The following is an 18828-nucleotide window of genomic DNA, read 5'->3' on the forward strand; positions in this document are numbered from 1 at the left end:
CTATCCAAACTTACTTGCAGTTGATGCAATCAAGAATGCAGCGTAGGTGAGGATATAACCAATGGTGAAATGAGCCAAACCAACCACCCGAGCCTGCACGATAGATAGGGCTACGGGCTTATCACGCCAGCCCACCAAGTTGGCGAGGGGAGTGCGTTGATGGGCCCAAACGATGGTTTCAATCAGCTCCTGCCAATAACCACGCCAAGAGATCAGGAACATGAAACCGGTTGCCCACACAAGGTGACCAAACAGGAACATCCAAGCCCAAACGGCGAGATTATTTGAACCCATGGGGTTGTAGCCATTGATCAACTGGGAGCTATTAAGCCACAGGTAATCACGGAACCATCCCATCAGATAGGTGCTTGATTCATTGAACTGGGCCACATTTCCCTGCCAAATAGCAAGGTGTTTCCAGTGCCAATAGAAAGTAACCCAACCAACGGTATTCAAGGCCCAGAAAACAGCTAGATAGAAGGAATCCCAGGCTGAGATGTCGCAGGTGCCGCCACGGCCGGGGCCATCACAGGGGAAGGAATAGCCGAAGTCCTTTTTGTCGGGCATCAGCTTGGAACCCCTGGCATCAAGGGCACCCTTCACAAGTATGAGCGTTGTGGTGTGAAGTCCGAGGGCAATTGCGTGGTGCACAAGGAAATCACCAGGGCCGATCGGCAGGAACAGATCGGTATTAGGTGAGTTGATTGCATTCATCCAACCACCCATGTAGGCCGCATTTGCATGGCTGGCGGCGCTGCCCGCATTAGAGAGCAGCACATCCATGCCATACATGGCCTTACCGGAAGCAGCCTGCACAAACTGGGCGAAAACCGGCTCCACCAAGATCTGCTTTTCAGGGGTACCGAAGGCAACTACTACGTCGTTATGAACGTAGAGGCCAAGGGTATGGAAACCAAGGAAAAGAGATACCCAGCTGAGGTGACTAATGATTGCTTCTTTGTGATCAAGCATCCGAGCCAGAACATTGTTCTTATTGGCTTCAGGGTCGTAATCACGAATGAAGAAGATCGCACCGTGGGCAAAGGCACCGCACATCAAGAAGATGGCGATGTATTGGTGGTGGGTATACAGGGCTGCCTGGGTTGTGTAGTCCCTCGCGATGAAGGCATAGGAGGGCATGGCATACATGTGTTGCGCCACCAAACTGGTGATCACACCTAGGGATGCCAAGGCCAAACCAAGCTGGAAGTGCAGCGAGTTATTAATCGTGTCGTAGAGGCCCTTATGGCCGGCGCCCAAGTTGCCTGGGGTGCCCTGGGGGGGATTGTGGGCTTCAAGAATTTCGCGAATCGAGTGACCGATGCCGAAATTGGTGCGGTACATGTGGCCAGCGATCACAAAGATGCAACCGATAGCCAAATGGTGGTGGGCGATATCAGTGAGCCACAGGGCTTCACTCTGGGGGTGAAAACCACCGAGGAAGGTGAGGATCGCTGTGCCAGCTCCTTCGGAACTACCGAAGATTTGGTTCATGCCATCTGGATTTTCGGCATAAACACCCCAATTGCCGGTGAAGAAGGGTCCAAGACCGGCTGGGTGGGGAAGCGTGGTGAGGAAGTTGTCCCAACCAACGTGTTGACCGCGGGCTTCTGGAATGGCCACGTGAACCAGGTGACCGGTCCAGGCGATTGAACTAAAGCCAAACAGCACCGCAAGGTGGTGATTGAGCCTTGATTCAGCGTTTTTAAACCACGCCAAGGAGGGGCGGAATTTTGGCTGGAGATGGAGCCAACCGGCAAATAAAGCCCAAGCCGAGAGGATCATCATGAAGATGGAACCTTGATACAGCTCGGCATTGCTGCGCATTCCAATGGTGTACCACCAGTGGTACAAACCGGAATAGGCAATGTTTACCGGGGATGAGGCACCCGCTTGGGTAAAGGCATCGATGGCGCCTTGACCGAAGTGGGGATCCCAAATCGCATGGGCGATGGGACGGATATGCAGGGGATCTGTAACCCACTGCTCAAAGTTGCCTTGCCAGGCGATATGGAACAGGTTTCCCGACACCCAGAGGCCAATGATGGCCAAATGTCCGAAGTGGGTGGAGAAGAGCTTTTGGTAAAGCTTCTCCTCGGTCATGCCGTCGTGGCTCTCGAAATCGTGAGCCGTGGCAATGCCGTACCAAATGCGGCGGGTGGTGGGGTCCTGGGCCAGACCCTGGCTAAACGAAGGAAATTTCGTTGCCATTGGATGAGGTCAGAAGGGGGTAAGTCAGCCCACCGCGATGATGCGGGCCAAGAAGAAGGACCAAGTGGTAACGATGCCGCCTAACAAGTAGTGGGCAACGCCAACCGCACGGCCTTGAAGAATGCTCAGGGCACGGGGCTGGATAGCCGGAGCAACCTTGAGCTTGTTGTGAGCCCAAACGATGGACTCAATCAATTCCTGCCAATAGCCGCGGCCGCTGAACAGGAACATCAGGCTGAATGCCCAGATGAAGTGGGCGCCCAGGAACATCAGGCCATAGGCACTGGTGGCTGAGCCGTAGCTGTTGATCACCTGGGAGGCTTGGGCCCACAGGAAATCACGCAACCAGCCATTAATGGTGAGGGCACTTTGGGCAAAGTTGCCGTTGGTGATGTGCTGAATGGTGCCGTTTGCATTAACGGTTCCCCAAACGTCGCTTTGCATCTTCCAAGAGAAGTGGAAGATCACGATCGAGAGGGAGTTGTACATCCAGAACAGGCCAAGGAACACATGGTCCCAACCGGAAACCTGACAGGTACCGCCACGGCCGGGGCCATCGCAGGGGAAGGCAAAACCGAGGTTTGCTTTGTCTGGAACCAAGCGTGAACTACGGCTATAAAGCACGCCCTTGAGCAGGATCAACACCGTCACGTGAATCGTGAAGGCATGGATGTGGTGCACCATGAAATCAGCGGTGCCTAGGGGGATTGGCCCCACCGCAATCTTGTTGCCCACCGCTATCACCGTGCCATTGAACACTTCGCTCACGCTGGCAAGGGCGTTGGGGGCAGTGGTGCCCGCTGCTGCCGCATGCAGGCCTTGAATCCACTGGGCAAATACCGGACGCAGCTGAATTGCTGAATCACTAAACATGTCTTGGGGACGCCCCAAAGCACGCATGGTGTCGTTGTGGATATACAAGCCAAAGCTATGGAAGCCCAACCAGATGCACACCCAATTGAGGTGGCTGATCAGGGCATCACGGGCCTTGAGTACCCGATCAAGCACGTTGTCCACATGCTTGGCGGGGTCGTAGTCGCGCACCATGGCGATGGAAGCATGGGCCCCAGCACCAACGATGAGGAAACCACCAATCCACATGTGGTGAGTAAATATCGACAGCTGCGTTGGGTAATCGATACCTATATATGGATATGGAGGCATCGCATACATGTGCTGGGCAACGATGATGGTTAAGGAACCAAGCATCGCCAAGTTCACAGCCAACTGGGCATGCCAGGAGTTGGTCATGAACTCAAACAAACCATCGTGACCACGGCTAGCTGGGAACAGGAGGGGATCACCCTTCTGGCCCTCAAGGATCTCCTTGATGCTGTGGCCAATGCCCCAGTTGGTTCTATACATGTGGCCAGCAACGATGAACAGAACCGCAATCGCCAAGTGGTGATGGGCGATGTCTGTCATCCAAAGGCTGCCGGTTACAGGATTCAGGCCACCCTTAAAGGTGAGGAAATCGCTGTAGGCAGCCCAGTTACCGGTAAAGAAAGCACCAATGCCTTCCTTAATACCTGGATACAACTGACCCAACAAATCCTGATTCAGGAAAGCGTGGGGCAGGGGAATATCAGCCACTGAGGCAATGGTTTTGCCATCAAGACTGAGGGGTTGCCCCGCATCGATGGCATCCATCAACAGGGTGGTGGGCAGGGACACATGAATCAGGTGTCCTGTCCAGGAAAGGGATCCCAACCCAAGCAAACCAGCCAAGTGGTGGTTGAGCATCGACTCAACGTTTTGGAACCACTCCAGCTTTGGTGCTGCCTTGTGGTAGTGGAAAACGCCTGCATTGAGCATCAGGCCAGCCATCACAAGAGCGCCAATGGCGGTAGCCAGTAGCTGGGTTTCATTGGTGAAACCCCAGGCGCGCCAAACATGGAAAAGGCCGGAGGTCATCTGGATGCCGTGGAATCCAGCACCCATGTCGCCGTTAAGGATCTCCTGGCCAAAAATTGGCCAAACCACCTGGGCACTCGGTTTGACGTGCAGGGGATCGGCTAACCAGCCGGAGTAGTTGGAGAAACGCGCTCCGTGGAAGAAGGCGCCGCTCAACCAAATAAAGATCACGGCCAAGTGGCCGAAGTGAGCGCTGAAGATCTTGCGGGAAACCTCTTCAAGATCACTGGTGTGACTGTCGAAGTCGTGAGCGCGAGAGTGGAGGTTCCAAATCCAGGTTGTGGTTTTGGGGCCTTTAGCAAGGGCTCGATCGAAATGTCCGGGCTTGCCGAGCGTGTCGAAATCGACAGGTACGGGGTTCCGGTCGACCATTGCCTTCGCTTTACTCCCACGTTCTGGTGGGCTGATGGTCATCGAGACGTTCCTCGAGGGTTGGGGTCGGAGGCCAAGGGGAAAAACCCAAGGCCGCTGGGGCACAAAATCCCAGAAAAAACAAGGGCAAAACCCCTGCTAGCACTGGGTAACGGGCCCCAGCTTGGGGGACCGCTTTTTTGAGTATACGCATCAAAAGCGGCCTGTTTGCAATGCAGTTACAAAGGTTCAATCCCTGTGGGGGACAGGGGTTTTTACTAAGCAAAATAACAACAAAAAGCTTTTATTTTTTGGAGTTGATAAACACATTTAAGGGGTAATTGCCCCGTTTGAATCATGTGATTAATCGGTGCATTAACTGCGCTTCACTGGAATAGCGTCAACCTGTTTGCCAAATTGGGCCGCCTGCTCTTGCACCTTCAAGCCTTGCGCGCCCGCTTGATCGGGGCAATAGTGCTAATCGCCCTCGGCCTAAGCCTGGGACTTAGCTCAATACAGCCTGTATTCGCAAGCGATTTACAGGAAGTTGCCCCTCCGGGAGCCGCCCAACAATTGAGCAAAGCCCTTGGCCAACGCCAGCCGCAGTTGGAACTGCTAAGCCCAAGCGATGGCAGCCTCTTGCCCGATGGTCCCTGGACCCTGAAATTGCGCCTAAGCGATTGGCCCCTGGTACAAAGCAACGATTTTGGGCCGGGGCCCCACCTGGTGATTCAACAAGACAACGAGGCACCGATCAGGATCTTCGAAGCTCCCTCTGGTACTAACAGCATCGAAATCCCCATGGCTGCACTAACCCCTGGCAGCCACCGGCTCAGTGCCTATGCCGCTTTGCCCTGGGGCGAGGCAGTGGCCAATCGAAAGGCAAGGGGAAACTGGCGTTTTCAGCGGCTAGCGGCCAACCCCCAAGCATTGCCAGCCCCAAACAGCCCCCAGCTTGTGGCAGTGCCTTCACCCCAATTGGCAGCTGGCTACCCGGTGCCAATCAATTGGTTCCTTGTTGATGCTCCCCTACAAAATTTGAAACCAGATGATGCCCATTGGCGCCTGCGGCTAAGCCTTGATGGAGCCGCAAGCCTTCTGCAGCAGGAAGACCCCCTATGGCTTGCCCCCCTAGATCCCGGCAGCCATGCCTTGGGCCTTGAGTTGCTTGATGGCAATGGCACGCCCCTAGGGGCGCCATTCAATAGTTTGATGCAAGAACTGAAGGTGCCGCCTCGCAGCGTGGCGCCGCCAGCAATGTTTAAAAACCAATTGCAGCCGGAAGAATTGGAAGCATTGCTAAATCCCAACTACCAATCAGCAAAACCGGAACCGGTGGTTGCACCTGAACCAGTGGTTGAACTTGTAGTTGAGCCTGAACCGGTAGTTGAACCTGAACCTGTAGTTGAGCCAGAAGCAGTTGAAAATGGGGAAGAGAGTTGATGCAACTTGGTATCTGTGCCAGCCAAGCTGGCCTCAGCCAGCTGGAGCCTTTGCTGCTCTGCGGCGAACTGCAAGCAATCCTGGTGCCCGAGCACCTACTCAATCCAAATCGGCCGCAACTGCAAGCCAGCAGTGAATTAAACAAGCTCTGGCCCGATATTGAATTACTGCTGGGTGCCATGGCTGCTGGCGCTTTAATTCGCCTGGTTTCACCATTATTAAAAAGTAAAAATAGTGATCCCGCAGTATTACTAATTGATGGCAGTGGTGAACTGTTAATTCCTCTGTTAGGGGGCCATGGCGCCGGCGGTGATCGCCACGCCAATCGTGTTGCGCCACTGCTGAAAGCAAAAGTTGTATTCACTGGTTTCAGCAGTAGCAACGGCCGAATTGCCTTGGATAGCTGGGGTGCCAGCTGGGGTTGGCAAAAAGGCCAAGGTGCCTGGGATGAACTGATGAAACAAACGGCGCGCAACCAGGTGGTGCTTATTTCCCAGGATTCAGGCAACCCCTTAGCCCTGGAGAGCCTTAAGGCCAGTGGTGTGCCAATGCAAATTGCTGAAAGCGATAGCCAAGCTGAGTTGCTGATTAGCGCAAAGCTCGGCCCTGGCTGCCGCTGGCATCCAGCGGTGCTTTGGCTTGGTATTGGTTGTGAACGAAATAGCAACCTATTGCTGTTGCAAAAGGCAGTAGCCCAGGTTTTTAAGGAAGCAAATTTGGCAGAAGCAGCCATAGCTGGTGTGGCCAGCCTTGATCTAAAAGCAGATGAACCAGCCCTACTTGCCTTGGCAGCTGGGCGTAGCTGGCCATTGCGCTTTTTTTCTGCCGAAGCGCTCGCTCCAATCAAAGTGCCAAACCCGTCTGCCGTGGTGGCAAAGGAGGTGGGCACAGCCAGTGTGGCGGAAGCGGCTGCCCTGGCGGCAGCAGGCCCCGGCGCTGAATTGATCAAACCTAAGGCGATTTTCCATGGCGCCCCCGGAGAAGGGGCCGTAACCGTTGCTGTCGCCAAGGCCGCCGCGGGCTGGGCACCACAACAGGGTGCTTTGCATCTGGTGGGGGCAGGACCCGGCTCCATTGAACAACTAACAGCGGCTGCCCGCAGCGCCCTCGCTGCAAGCCAGGTTTGGGTTGGCTACGGCTTGTACCTAGATCTTTTAGAACCCCTACGCCGCAAAGATCAAATTCGGCTGGAGGGCCAATTAACCCTGGAAAGGCAGCGCTGCCGCCAGGCCTTGAACTTGGCCTGTGGGGGCACATCAGTGGCGCTGATTTCAAGTGGCGACAGTGGCATGTATGGCATGGCAGGCCTTGCCCTTGAGGAATGGCTTGTTTTAGGGGAGCAGGAACGGCCCGAATTCATCGTTCACCCTGGCATCTCCGCATTTCAGATGGCCGCGGCCCGCCTAGGGGCACCACTAATGCATGATCTCTGCACAATCAGCCTCAGCGACAGGCTTACCCCTTGGGCCCTGATTGAAAAACGCCTAGGGGCAGCCGCAAATGGTGATTTTGTGGTGGCTTTATATAACCCCCGCTCCCAGGGGCGCTCCTGGCAACTGGCTCGAGCCATTGAATTGCTGCTTGAGCAGCGAGCCCCCACAACACCAGTGGCAATCTGCCGCCAACTTTCAAGGCCAGAAGAATCAATCAGCCTGCACCAATTAGCTGAATTACCTGTTGAACAGGTAGACATGTTTAGCTTGGTATTAGTTGGTAATAGCAGCACAAAAGTTGCAGCTGGCATGATGGCAACCCCCAGGGGTTATCCCGGAGCTGAATTGAGTTAGTTCGTAGATTATTTGTTATTTAATTATTCGATTAGCAGAGCCTGAATTATTTCAAACAATTGCCTTTGGGTTTATGGCTGTGGCTCTTCCCCCTCCCGAACGCCCATGCGGAGCTCTCAAGAAACAACACCGCGTCTGCCTGATCACGCAAATAATCAATCAGCACATCCGTATCTACAACCAATACTGACGATTGCTTGGGTTCAACCATCAAGGAACTAGCGGCGCCTGGCGGTTGAGCTCAGAGCGCAGATCGAGCCAACTGGGAAGATCCTCCCTAGCGGCCCAAAGCCCGTGGGCCTGATGTATACGGTATACATCAGTTCGAGCTGGTTTAAGTCGGGATGACAGGATTCGAACCTGCGGCCCCTTCGTCCCGAACGAAGTGCGCTACCAAGCTGCGCCACATCCCGATAGGTTGATTCTAGGAGAGTGTTGTGTTGAAACCCCCCTGGTTACGCGTGAAGGCCCCCCAGCGGGCCCGCATTGGAGAGGTGGCTGATCTCCTGCTGGATCTCAAATTAAATACGGTTTGCCAGGAGGCCAGCTGCCCAAATATTGGTGAATGCTTTGCCGCTGGCACAGCCACTTTTTTAATCATGGGGCCTGGGTGCACCAGGGCCTGCCCCTATTGCGACATCGACTTTGATAAAAGTGTGCGGCAGCTGGATCCCAGCGAACCGGAACGGCTTGGTGAGGCAGTGGCCCGCATGGGACTCGGCCATGTGGTGATCACCTCAGTTAATCGCGACGACCTCGCCGATGGTGGCGCTAGTCAATTTGTTGCCTGCATTGAGCAGGTGCGCAGGCGCAGTCCATTCACCACGATTGAATTGTTGATCCCTGATTTCTGCGGCAACTGGGATGCCCTCGCAGCTGTGATGCAAGCAGCCCCTGAGGTGCTTAACCACAACATCGAAACGGTGCCACGGCTCTATAAACAAGCGCGCCCCCAAGCCAACTACGCCCGCTCCCTCGAACTACTGCAGCGGGTGCGCAGCGGCTGGCCGCGCTCCTACACAAAATCAGGCCTAATGGTGGGTTTAGGTGAAAGCAACGCCGAAGTTGTGGAGGTTATGGCTGATCTACGCCAACACAAAGTAGACATCGTTACGATCGGTCAATACCTGTCGCCGGGGCCGAAACATCTAGCCGTAGATCGCTTCGTAACGCCGGAACAATTTGAGTTATTCCGCCGCCAAGGCGAAGCCGAACTGGGCTTCCTGCAGGTGGTTAGCAGCCCCCTAACCCGCAGCAGTTACCACGCCGGAGAGGTGCAACGGTTGATGCGGGAGCACCCCCGTTAACTGGGCGTTACTAGCACCTTAAAACGCTGTTTCCAACTGGGCCAATCCGCCAGCAAAGCTGCAGCCTTGGCGCTGCCGGTGGCCTCTAGATGGCCCTCCAGCAGTGATTTCAGCAGGGCATCTTGTTCAGAGTTGCTGATGGGCTCGATCGCCACGATCTCCTGGTTAACGCGCTGGGCGAGGCCAGCATCCTCATCAAGAATGAAAGCAATTCCACCCGTCATACCGGCCGCCACGTTGCGCCCCGTGGAGCCAAGCACAACCACCACGCCGCCTGTCATGTATTCACAACAGTGGTCGCCGGCACCTTCCACCACCGCTTTACAGCCGCTGTTGCGCACGGCAAAGCGCTCGCCAGCCCTACCAAGGGCATACAACTCACCGCCGGTGGCGCCATAGAGGCAGGTGTTACCAAGGATCACCTGGTTGCCTGGATCTTTAACCCCCGCCGGTGGTACCACGATCAGGCGTCCGCCATTAATGCCTTTACCCACGTAGTCGTTTGCTTCGCCCACCAAACGCAATTGCATGCCTTGAAGCACAAATGCACCAAAACTTTGGCCAGCGGCGCCATTGAAATTGAGCGCAAGTTCGCCGTTGAAACCTTTATTGCCATGGCGAGCTGCAATCTCCCCTGCAATGCGCGCACCCACACTGCGATCAGTGTTAACAATCTCTAAATCACAACTCATGCGGCCATGGCCATCAATCGCAGCCATCACCTCAGCATCAGCTAAAAGTTGATCTTCCAGAACCAAACCATTGCCATGGGCAGTGGCTGAATGCTTCAACCAAGAACGATCAGCGGCGGCGGGGATCGAATTAATTAAGCAGGAAAGATCAAGCGCTTTAGTTTTAGCAAGGGCCACCACACGGGGTTGCAGTAATTCACTGCGGCCAATTAAATCCTCCAAGCGGGCCACACCGAGCACACTCAATAGCTGACGCACCTCCTCAGCTACAAACAGGAAAAAATTCACCACATGTTCAGGCACCCCAGGGAACCGCTTACGCAGATTTTCCTTTTGGGTAGCCACCCCCACAGGGCAGTTATTGGTGTGGCAAACCCTGGCCATGATGCACCCCTCCGCGATCATCGCCACCGAACCAAAGCCAAACTCTTCAGCACCTAAAAGCGCAGCAATCAGCACATCCCAGCCGGTTTTAAGGCCACCATCAGCCCGCAGTAAAACCCGATCGCGCAGGCCATTTTCCAGTAGGGCGCGATGTACCTCAGTGAGGCCAAGCTCCCATGGACTGCCGGCATGTTTAATCGAGCTGAGCGGCGAAGCACCGGTGCCACCATCGTGGCCGGAAATCTGGATCACATCGGCATTTGCCTTAGCTACGCCAGCGGCAATGGTGCCTATACCTATCTCTGCCACAAGTTTCACACTCACCTTGGCGGCGGGATGAACCTGGTGTAGATCGTGAATCAGCTGGGCTAGATCTTCAATTGAATAGATGTCGTGATGGGGTGGCGGTGAAATCAAAGCAACACCCGGCTTGCTATTGCGCAACCAGGCGATGTAGCTATCAACCTTGGGACCGGGCAATTGGCCGCCTTCCCCTGGCTTCGCCCCTTGGGCAACCTTGATTTCTAGTTGACGGCCGCTGCGTAGATATTCGGGCGTAACACCAAAACGGCCAGAGGCGATTTGTTTAATCGCTGAACAGGCGCTATCACCATTACGCAGGCCATTGAGGTTTGGCAGGGTGGCTGAATGCCCCTCGCCATCCACATCCTTAAGGGCATGGAAGCGGGCTGGATCTTCACCGCCTTCGCCGCTGTTGCTCTTGCCGCCGATGCGATTCATCGCAATTGCCAACACCTCATGGGCCTCCCTTGAAAGGGCGCCCAAACTCATGCCACCGGTGCAAAAGCGGCTGCAAATGCTCTCCACACTCTCCACCTGTTCGATCGGCAGGGGGGTGGCCGCCGGCTTTAGCTCAAGCAGGTCCCGCAGGGCCGTAACCGGACGGTTTTCCAGCAGGGTTTTGTAGGTATTGAAATGGTTGTAGCCGGGGCCCTCTTTAACAGCTGCGTGCAGGGCTTTTGCCATATCCGGGCTGTTGAGGTGATATTCCCCACCAGTGCGGTATTGAACAAAACCCATGAATTCGAGCTTGCTGCGATTCAGCTCTGGGTACGCCTTGGCATGGAAACCAAGGGTTTCATTAGCCAACTCCGCCAAACTCAAACCCGCCACGCGGCTAGTGGTACCGGTGAAAGCCAATTCAATTAAATCTGCACCAATGCCAATCGCCTCAAATATCTGGGCACCGTGGTAGCTAGCAAGCAGGGAAATACCGATCTTAGATAAAATCTTACGCAGGCCATCTTCCAGAGATTTACGTACATTTGCCTGCACCTTATCAATACTTAAAGCCGGCAACTTACCGGTTTCAATTAATTTCTGCACCCGTGCTTGAGCCAGCCACTGGCGACTGGTTTCCCAGGTGAGCCAGGGGCAAACGGCACTGGCGCCATAGCCAATCAAACAAGCGAGATGATGGGTGGTCCAGCACTGGGCCGTATCCAGCACCAGAGATGTTTGTAAACGCAGGCCTAGCTTGAGCAGGTGATGGTGCACAGCACCCACCGCCAAAAGCGGAGGGATATAACTGGTGCTGGCATCAATACCTCGATCGGAAAGTATCAGGATCTGATTACCACCTTTCACCGCCTGTTCAGCATCAAATTGCAAGCGCTTTAAGGCTTGCTCCAGAGCCACTGGACCAGGGCTGATCGGCATCAAAGTTGAGATGCAACAGCAGGGGAGCCCCTGGTTTGCAAGGGAGGCCAATTCCGCCTCGTTGAGCACTGGGCTTGAAAGATGCAATACCGCCGCCGCCTCAGCTTCGGGCTTAAGGGGCGAACCTCGCTTACCCAAGTGCATCTCCAGGCTCATCACCAACTTTTCCCGCAATGGATCAATCGGCGGGTTGGTTACCTGGGCAAAACGTTGCTTGAAATAGTCGTAAAGCAGATGGGGTTTATTGGATAAAACGGCAAGGGGAATGTCGTCGCCCATGCAGTAGGTGGGCTCCTTACCCTGGCCTGCCATGTCTTCGATTACAAGATCAAGATCCTCTGCACTGAAGCCAAAGGCGGTTTGCAGCCGCAACAGCTGCTCTTCTTGCAGCTGGCTGGCCTGTTGCCAGGGTTGCGGGCTAAGGCTTAAGCGGTGCTCTTTTAACCAAGTGCCGTAGGGGTGCCGAGCTGCCACCTCTTGTTTTAATTGCCAATTGCGCAATAAACGGCCCTGCTCCAGATCCACAGCCAACATCTGGCCCGGCCCAAGGCGTCCCTTTTCAATAATCAAGCTTTCATCAAGTTCCACCACACCTGTTTCAGAACCCATCACCACGTAGCCATCACTGGTAATGCAATAACGAGCAGGGCGTAAACCATTGCGATCCAGGGTGGCGCCAACGCTGCGGCCATCGCTAAATACCAATAGGGCCGGCCCATCCCATGGTTCCTGGGTGCAAGCTGAATATTCGTAGAAGGCCTGGATTTCGGGCTTATCGGCCAGTTCCGGCTGATCCCTAAATGCCTCTGGCACCAAGGTGAGCAAACTTTCCGTAATCGGCCGGCCGCTGCGAACGAGCAACTCCAAGGTGGCATCAAGGTTGGCCGAATCACTGAAGGCTGGATTCACCAAAGGTTTGAGTTCGGCAGCAGCTTCGCCCCAAATCCCATCGAGATTTGCCTCTGCAGCCCTCGCCCAATTGATATTGCCCAGCAGGGTATTTATTTCACCGTTATGGCCCAAGAGCCGCATCGGCTGGGCCAGGGGCCAACGGGGCAGGGTATTTGTACTAAAGCGCCGGTGGTAAACGGCGTAACTTACGCAAAAGCGTTGATCGCGCAGGTCTTGATAAAAGGCAGATAACACCGCAGAACGAACCATCGCCTTATAAACAACGGTGCGGCAACTGAGGGAAGCGAAATAAAGCTCTCCCACCTCAGCGCCCCAGGCTGCCGCCCGCACCCTTTCACCCACCCGCCGCCGCAGGCGAAACAACAAAGCCTCTAGGGCTTCAGCAGCTTGCAGCTCCCCTGGTGGTGCGATCAGCCACTGCTCAATAACGGGGGCTGTTTTGCGTGCCATCGCACCCAAAACAGCATCAACCACTGGCACCTCTCGCCAACCCAGGCTGGAGAGGCCAAGGGCGAGGGCCTCCTCCTCACAAAATTGTTTGGCTTGGGATCGCCTACTGCCATCGGCAGGCAAAAAGACCATCCCCAAGCCCCGCAATTGCTTGGCGCTGGCAGCCGCCTGGGGCCACACCGCCTCTAAGTAGTGCCAGGGGATGCCGCACAAAACCCCGGCGCCATCACCGGAATCACCATCACCGCAGGAACCACCCCGATGTTCCATACAATCCAAGGCCCGCAGGGCTTGCTGCAACAACCAATGGCTGGCTTGCCCCTGGAGCTGCGCCAAAAACCCAACGCCACAGGCATCTTTTTCCCCAGCCACAGCTGCTGGAGCAGGGCTATCGCAATGGGGCCACTGGGCGTTATCGATCAGAAACATGGGCGGGGGAGCACCTGCTGGAATGCAAACAATCCGAACAACTTCCGGATTGCCGTAAACCAGCCCAAGCTGGAATCCTAAAAGTTTGCTACCTAGCTAAGTTGCATCCCTTAGTGCCGGGGGGAAAGTGCTGCCATTAGAGCCACCGGCTGCCTTGATTTCTCAAGTTGCCCCAAGGGAAGGGGCCGATATAAGTATTAATGGCAAAAAGATGCAGGCGCCCTGGCGCTGGGAAGAAAGCAGCCCACCAAAGCTCTGGCTACCCCTAGACGTTCTAGAAGCCCAATTTGGCGTTAACAAAACCAGTGCTGCCAACGGCAGCTTGAATTTGAGCTGGTTTGGCCGTGATCTTGGCGTTCCAGTTCAAAACCAACGCAGCCTTCAAGACGAAGTGGCGGTGGAGGTGGGGGACTTTTTTCGCAATTTAGGGGTGGATAGCAAAGTGAAAACGTCCCCTTTGGGGGGCTCAACGCTGGAACTTGAACTGCCTGCCGCCAGGGTTTTGCAGGTGCGCAATTCCAGGTTGCATTCTCAATTGCGGGTTGTGCTCGACCTCAGCGGCCCAACCTTGGTGCAGAAGCAAGGGGAAAATTTGCAGCTCAATTTGAGTAATCCAGAACTTGCCCTTCGGGGCCTGCGCCAACAGGGATTAGCCGCTCAAATGAATGGTTCCCTTCTGCAGCTATCAAGCCAGGGGATTACTAATTTCAGCCTGGGGAGCCCAGCCAGGCTTGTTTTTGATCAAACCCTGCAAAGGGCAAGCATCAGCCCGCCAGCAATAGAGCCCTTAGCCGCTGCGGCCAATCCCAATGCCGCCCCGGCAATGGAGCAAAAAATATTGAACCTGAATGGCCAGCGCTATCAAATTAGTTTCGTGCGCTTTGATCCAATCCGCAGTGCCTATGCGTTGGTGCCCCTAAGCCGCAAACAAATGGAAGGCCTTGGATCATTGGCGGGCCTCGCCCGAGCCCAAGGGGCATTGGCGGCCCTCAATGGCGGCTTCTTTAACCGTGTGCGCGAATTACCCCTTGGTGGCCTGAGGGAGCAGGGGGCCTGGCTATCCGGGCCAATCCTCAACCGCGGGGCCATTGCCTGGCAAATAGGGCAACAACCAATTTTCAGCAATGTGCGCCTGGAGGAATGGCTGAGCGATAGCCAAGGCAATCGCTGGCCCCTCGGAGCACTTAACAGTGGATATGTGCAAAAGGGTTTTGGCCACTACAACAGCCTTTGGGGTGCGGTTTACAGGCCGATCACAAGCCAGGAAAGCGGATGGATTTTGGAAAATGGCCGCGTTTTGGAAATCCTGTCTGCAGAGCAGATGGCCGCTGGTGTGCCCCTGCGCCAAGGTCAAGCTTTAGTGGTGGCAAGAGGGGGCAGCCAATTGCCGCTGCAACCGGGGGATGCGGTTCAACTGCAAAGGGATTTATTTCCAGAACGGATGAATGCGATGCCAAACCTGCTTCAAGCCGGGCCGCTGCTCTTGAACCAAGGCCAGGTGGTGCTGAATGGGGCAGCGGAAAATTTCAGCCCAGCCTTTATGGAACAAAGGGCACCCCGCAGCGTGGTGGCGGGCGATGGTGATCAGGTGTGGCTGATCGCTTTGGAGGGTTTGGATAACAGGGGCCCCACCCTGGCGGAAAGCGCTGAGTTGTTGTTGCAACTCGGCTTAAAACAAGCACTTAACTTGGATGGAGGCAGTTCCACAGCCCTGTTAGTTGAAGGCCGTGAAGGTAAAAGTGGCCGGGGCATAGGTTCAGCCATTCATAACGGCCTTGGCCTTGTAGTTCGCACCAACCGCTAATTGCCATGAACCAAACTGCAGGCCTAAAGATCACAGCGCGGGCCGCCGCTGAACTTTGTCGCCAGGCGGCCTGCGGCGGCGAGCCAGGGGCGATGGCGCTGGAATTGGTGCCGGGCAGCTGTGAAGCCTGGGCGATTCAATTGCGGGCCGGCACTGGGGAGGCAGCCATTGCCCGCAGTGATGGCATAACCCTCTATGGCCATAGCCACCAATTGCAGCTACTTCAAGGTTTGCAGCTTGATTTTCAAAGTTCCCTCAGTGGCGGTGGTTTTTTGTTGCGGGGTGGCGAACAGATCCGCAGCTGCACTTGCGGAGCAGCTTTTACCCCGAGGGGGTAAAGTGTCAGATTGTCGAATCAGCACGGCCCTATGGCCTGCCACCGGTTTTAGATGCCCACCATCCAACAACTGATCCGCACCGAGCGGCAGAGTCTTATTCGTAAGACCAAATCCCCTGCCCTCAAGGCCTGCCCTGAGCGCCGTGGGGTTTGTACCCGCGTTTATACCTCCACACCTAAGAAGCCAAACTCAGCCCTCCGCAAGGTGGCCAGGGTGAGGCTCACCTCTGGTTTTGAAGTAACGGCCTATATCCCAGGTATTGGCCACAACCTGCAGGAGCACTCGGTGGTGTTGATCCGCGGCGGCAGGGTTAAGGATCTTCCCGGTGTGAGATATCACATCATCCGCGGCACCCTCGATACCTCCGGGGTGAAGGATCGCCGCCAGAGCCGCTCTAAATACGGCGCCAAAACACCAAAGGATTGAGCCCAGGCGCTGCTCAGCAATCAACTCCCGACCCTCGCTAATTTTCTCCCCCCATGTCCCGCCGCAACGCAGCTGAGAAACGCCCGGTTCTGCCCGATCCGCAATTCAACAGCCGTTTGGCCTCAATGATTGTGGCCCGCCTGATGAAGCACGGTAAAAAGTCCACAGCCCAGCGAATCCTCTCGGATGCCTTCGGCATGATCAACGAACGCACGGGGGTTGATCCCTTGGAAGTGTTCGAAACCGCTGTGCGCAATGCAACCCCCTTGGTGGAGGTTCGCGCCCGCCGGGTTGGTGGTGCCACCTATCAGGTGCCCATGGAAGTGCGCCAAGAGCGGGGTACGGCCATGGCCCTGCGTTGGCTTGTGAATTTCTCCAGGGCCCGCAATGGCCGCAGCATGGCCCAGAAACTTGCCGGTGAATTGATGGATGCCGCCAATGAGGCCGGCAGCGCCGTTCGCAAGCGGGAAGAAACCCACAAAATGGCTGAAGCAAACAAGGCTTTTGCCCACTACCGCTATTGAGCAACTTGATAGTTAGCGCTTGGGCCAACAGCTAACTAATCACCAACCTGTAGAGTTGCGCCCGCTTTTAAAGCACACCTAAGGAGCATCCCGTGGCTCGCGCCTTCCCTTTAGACCGCGTCAGAAATATCGGCATTGCCGCCCATATCGATGCCGGCAAAACCACCACCACCGAAAGAATTCTGTTCTATTCGGGTGTGGTGCACAAAATGGGCGAGGTGCACGATGGCGCCGCCGTCACCGACTGGATGGAACAGGAAAAGGAGCGGGGTATCACAATTACCGCCGCTGCTATTTCCACCAGCTGGAAAGATCACCGCATCAACATTATTGATACACCTGGCCACGTGGATTTCACCATTGAGGTGGAACGTTCCATGCGGGTTCTTGATGGTGTGATCGCTGTATTTTGCGCCGTTGGTGGTGTTCAACCACAATCGGAAACAGTGTGGCGCCAGGCGGATCGCTACAAAGTGCCGCGGATGGTATTTGTTAATAAAATGGATAGAACAGGAGCAAACTTCCTGAGGGTTTATGAACAAATCAAGGATCGATTGAAGGCAAAGGCAGCTCCGATTCAATTGCCAATCGGTGCCGAAAACGACCTTAAAGGAATTATCGACCTAGTTCAAAATAAAGCATTTATCTACACAAACGATCTGGGTACAGATATTTTAGAAGTTGATATTCCAGATGACATGAAGGAGTCGGCCGCAGAGTGGCGCTCCAAACTGATGGAATCAGTTGCTGAGCTGGATGAGGAGTTGATTGAAGTATTCCTTGAAACCGGTGAATTAAGCGAAGCTCAATTGCGCAAAGGTATTCGCGAGGGCGTTGTTAAGCATGGCCTTGTGCCGATGCTCTGCGGCTCTGCCTTTAAAAACAAGGGCGTTCAATTGATGCTTGATGCGGTGGTGGATTACCTGCCCGCACCCATTGATGTGCCCCCGATCCAAGGCATACTTCCCAACGGTGAAGAGGGAATCAGGGTCTGTGAAGACAACGCCTCCTTCAGCGCCTTGGCCTTCAAAGTTATGGCCGATCCCTATGGAAAACTAACCTTTGTTCGTTTGTATTCAGGTGTGCTGCAAAAAGGCAGTTACGTGATGAATTCAACCAAAGATAAAAAAGAGCGCATCTCCCGTTTAATTCTGCTCAAAGCAGATGATCGCGAGGAGGTTGATGAGTTGCGCGCTGGCGATTTAGGCGCTGTGCTCGGCCTAAAAGACACCACCACTGGCGATACCCTTTGCGTTGATTCCGATCCAATTATTTTGGAATCACTGTTTATCCCAGAACCGGTTATTTCCGTGGCTGTTGAGCCCAAAACCAAGGGCGACATGGAAAAACTATCCAAAGCCCTGCAATCACTCTCTGAAGAAGATCCCACCTTCAGGGTTAGAACGGATCCAGAAACAAGCCAAACAGTTATCGCCGGCATGGGCGAACTTCACCTGGAAATCCTGGTGGATCGCATGCTCAGGGAATTCAAAGTGGAGGCAAATATTGGTGCTCCACAGGTTTCCTATCGGGAAACAATTCGCGGCAGTTCAAAGGGTGAGGGCAAATTTGCCCGTCAAACCGGTGGTAAAGGTCAATACGGCCATGTGGTTATCCAGATGGAACCTGGCGAACCCGGCACTGGTTTTGTGTTTGAAAACAAAATTGTTGGCGGCATTGTTCCCAAGGAATACATCGGCCCTGCCGAAGCTGGCATGAAAGAAACTTGCCAATCGGGCGTTATCGCTGGCTATCCCCTCATCGATGTGAAGGTATCAATGATCGATGGTTCGTACCACGACGTTGACTCCTCCGAGATGGCCTTCAAAATTGCCGGTTCGATGGCTTTCAAAGATGGCGTGAAGAAGTGCAATCCTGTGCTTCTTGAGCCAATGATGAAAGTAGAAGTGGAAATTCCAGAAGATTATCTCGGTTCAGTTATTGGCGACCTTTCCTCTAGGCGCGGTCAGGTGGAGGGCCAGTCGATCGATAACGGCACCTCCAAGGTTCAATCCAAGGTGCCCCTGGCTGAGATGTTCGGCTACGCTACCCAGCTGAGATCCATGACCCAGGGGAGAGGTATATTCTCAATGGAGTTCAGCCATTACGAGGAGGTCCCTCGGAATGTGGCCGAAGCCATCATTTCCAAGAATCAGGGCAACTCCTGATCCCCAAC

The 18828-nt window shown here is 54.8% G+C and carries 11 protein-coding genes and 1 tRNA gene; 8 read left to right on the forward strand and 4 right to left on the reverse strand.

What is annotated here, in order from left to right:
• Both psaB and psaA read right to left on the reverse strand, forming a co-directional pair.
• The gene (gene psaB / locus KBY68_RS02860; protein ID WP_106498645.1) at nucleotides 1-2211 is read right to left on the reverse strand and encodes a photosystem I core protein PsaB; all 2211 of its coding nucleotides are present in this window, start codon (nucleotides 2209-2211) and stop codon (nucleotides 1-3) included.
• 24 nt (nucleotides 2212-2235) lie between these two features.
• A complete protein-coding gene (gene psaA / locus KBY68_RS02865) occupies nucleotides 2236-4539 on the reverse strand; it encodes a photosystem I core protein PsaA (protein WP_106498644.1) in 2304 nt (767 codons plus the stop codon).
• Between the two features lie 369 nt (nucleotides 4540-4908).
• On the opposite strand from psaA, the gene KBY68_RS02870 reads away from it, so the two are divergent.
• Nucleotides 4909-5919 carry a hypothetical protein gene (locus tag KBY68_RS02870; protein WP_255095822.1) on the forward strand — a complete coding sequence of 337 codons (1011 nt, stop codon included), beginning with the start codon at nucleotides 4909-4911 and terminating at the stop codon, nucleotides 5917-5919.
• Nucleotides 5919-7706 (forward strand): precorrin-3B C(17)-methyltransferase, encoded by a 1788-nt coding sequence (gene cobJ / locus KBY68_RS02875; RefSeq protein ID WP_255095823.1) that lies wholly within the window; start codon nucleotides 5919-5921, stop codon nucleotides 7704-7706. The genes KBY68_RS02870 and cobJ overlap by 1 nt, the downstream gene beginning before the upstream one ends.
• A gap of 339 nt (nucleotides 7707-8045) precedes the next feature.
• Here cobJ and KBY68_RS02880 read toward each other — a convergent pair.
• A tRNA-Pro gene (locus KBY68_RS02880) sits at nucleotides 8046-8119 on the reverse strand.
• Between the two features lie 24 nt (nucleotides 8120-8143).
• Between KBY68_RS02880 and lipA the strand changes: the two genes are divergently transcribed.
• Nucleotides 8144-9013, forward strand: a complete 870-nt coding sequence (lipA, locus tag KBY68_RS02885) for a lipoyl synthase (RefSeq protein ID WP_106498641.1) — start codon at nucleotides 8144-8146, stop codon at nucleotides 9011-9013.
• On the opposite strand, the gene gltB is transcribed toward lipA, so the two are convergent.
• Nucleotides 9010-13560, reverse strand: coding sequence for a glutamate synthase large subunit (gene gltB / locus KBY68_RS02890; RefSeq protein ID WP_255095824.1), 4551 nt, complete (start codon nucleotides 13558-13560; stop codon nucleotides 9010-9012). The genes lipA and gltB overlap by 4 nt on opposite strands.
• Before the next feature lie 127 nt (nucleotides 13561-13687).
• On the opposite strand from gltB, the gene KBY68_RS02895 reads away from it, so the two are divergent.
• The 5 genes from KBY68_RS02895 (at nucleotide 13688) to fusA (ending at nucleotide 18820) form a co-directional block, all read left to right on the forward strand.
• The gene (locus KBY68_RS02895; protein WP_255095825.1) at nucleotides 13688-15364 is read left to right on the forward strand and encodes a phosphodiester glycosidase family protein; all 1677 of its coding nucleotides are present in this window, start codon (nucleotides 13688-13690) and stop codon (nucleotides 15362-15364) included.
• Nucleotides 15365-15369: 5 nt separating this feature from the next.
• Complete coding sequence (locus KBY68_RS02900; RefSeq protein WP_255095826.1) at nucleotides 15370-15702, forward strand: AIR synthase; 333 nt, start codon at nucleotides 15370-15372, stop codon at nucleotides 15700-15702.
• Between the two features lie 51 nt (nucleotides 15703-15753).
• Nucleotides 15754-16128 (forward strand): 30S ribosomal protein S12, encoded by a 375-nt coding sequence (gene rpsL, locus KBY68_RS02905; protein ID WP_106498637.1) that lies wholly within the window; start codon nucleotides 15754-15756, stop codon nucleotides 16126-16128.
• Nucleotides 16129-16181: 53 nt separating this feature from the next.
• Complete coding sequence (gene rpsG, locus KBY68_RS02910) at nucleotides 16182-16652, forward strand: 30S ribosomal protein S7 (RefSeq protein WP_106498636.1); 471 nt, start codon at nucleotides 16182-16184, stop codon at nucleotides 16650-16652.
• A gap of 92 nt (nucleotides 16653-16744) precedes the next feature.
• Nucleotides 16745-18820: an elongation factor G gene (gene fusA / locus KBY68_RS02915; RefSeq protein WP_255095827.1), complete on the forward strand. Its 2076-nt coding sequence runs from the start codon at nucleotides 16745-16747 to the stop codon at nucleotides 18818-18820.
• Nucleotides 18821-18828 lie beyond the last annotated feature (8 nt).

Source organism: Synechococcus lacustris Maggiore-St4-Slac (assembly GCF_024345595.1).
Lineage (GTDB): Bacteria > Cyanobacteriota > Cyanobacteriia > PCC-6307 > Cyanobiaceae > Synechococcus_D > Synechococcus_D lacustris.

Bases quoted from the DNA above. Each gene is read 5' to 3' on its own strand.
- psaB (WP_106498645.1), bottom strand. From the start codon at position 2,211: ATGGCAACGAAATTTCCTTCGTTTAGCCAGGGTCTGGCCCAGGACCCC.
- psaA (WP_106498644.1), bottom strand. From the start codon at position 4,539: ATGACCATCAGCCCACCAGAACGTGGGAGTAAAGCGAAGGCAATGGTC.
- cobJ (WP_255095823.1), top strand. From the start codon at position 5,919: ATGCAACTTGGTATCTGTGCCAGCCAAGCTGGCCTCAGCCAGCTGGAG.
- gltB (WP_255095824.1), bottom strand. From the start codon at position 13,560: ATGTTTCTGATCGATAACGCCCAGTGGCCCCATTGCGATAGCCCTGCT.
- KBY68_RS02900 (WP_255095826.1), top strand. From the start codon at position 15,370: ATGAACCAAACTGCAGGCCTAAAGATCACAGCGCGGGCCGCCGCTGAA.
- rpsL (WP_106498637.1), top strand. From the start codon at position 15,754: ATGCCCACCATCCAACAACTGATCCGCACCGAGCGGCAGAGTCTTATT.
- rpsG (WP_106498636.1), top strand. From the start codon at position 16,182: ATGTCCCGCCGCAACGCAGCTGAGAAACGCCCGGTTCTGCCCGATCCG.